This is a genomic window from Bartonella sp. MR100HLJHH (assembly GCF_042194215.1).
GTDB lineage: Bacteria > Pseudomonadota > Alphaproteobacteria > Rhizobiales > Rhizobiaceae > Bartonella > Bartonella grahamii.
The window spans coordinates 1-1,004 of the sequence record NZ_JBHIMR010000078.1; the positions used below are offsets into that span (position 1 = coordinate 1).

Consider the following 1,004-nt stretch of genomic DNA (forward strand, 5'->3'; position numbering starts at 1 on the left):
TCTGGAATATCTTCCGTGTGGGTAGGATCAATGAATTTACAAGCGGTGGAAAGAATGCCCGTGCTAATCAAAAAGGCGCTATCAAATTGCGGGTAATCTTTGGCAATTTCGTCGTTATAAAGAATGTCTACTTCACGATCAGCCAATTGATAGCTTGCCATATGGTCATTCTCATTGATTTTCTCGGTTGACCAGTCTAAACTTTTTAAAAGTGTTGTTGCACTTTCCATAGTGAGACGATCATCAGTGTCATCCGCTTCATCCACTTCCACTGCCACTTCAACAGAAGTTGTTTTAGAAGAAACAGGTGCTGTTTGCGGATCCAAGCTCAAAATCGGTGCATTTTTCGGAAAACCTGCTCGATAACCCCGTGCAAGAGTGAGGAGATTATCAATTCTATATTTTGAGATTTCTTCCACAAAACCTAAAGGATTTCCCTTTCTAAAATTCTCCTTATAAGATTTGAGCTTTTCAACATCCCCAATCAAAACAAGCGCAATAAGGTGACGCGCTACAAGATCAAGTTCACTGTCTGGGGGAAAAGCCGCATAATCATAGATGATTTGATTCACATTTTGCCGATCAGCCCATCCAAGTATATCTGTACAAATCTGCTTTAGCTTGCCTTCATCCAATTCAGTACTAGAAACTGTATAAACTTCTTCTGCTTCTTTGAGGGCTATATATTGAGGCATATTATAGAAAATCTCTCTATGAGCCGTAGAAAAACTAAGTGTTGAAAGGGAAGCCTTAAATGCAACAATCGGCTCTTCTTCATCACTTTGAAGGTTATACATTATATTGATGATACGGTCTTTACTTACAAAATAAGCATTGCGATTGTAGTTTTTATCACGATAAACTGTCCAACCCATTTCTTTTAATTGCTCTGCAACTTTATTGAAAGTAATCAAAACTTGTGGACTAAGATGTGCTTCTGCTGCCTCTCGCTCATTAAGGATTTTCAGATGTTTTTCAGCAAATTCAACGGCATGGTTAACATA

Annotated in this window: 1 protein-coding gene; it reads right to left on the bottom strand. The window is 38.4% G+C overall.

The genetic code is table 11. The features are described 5' to 3' along the window. Window positions 1–1,004, bottom strand: a 1,004-nt coding sequence (locus tag ACFIJ7_RS09605; protein ID WP_375645198.1) for a DUF6990 domain-containing protein, incomplete at both ends; no start/stop codon positions are given.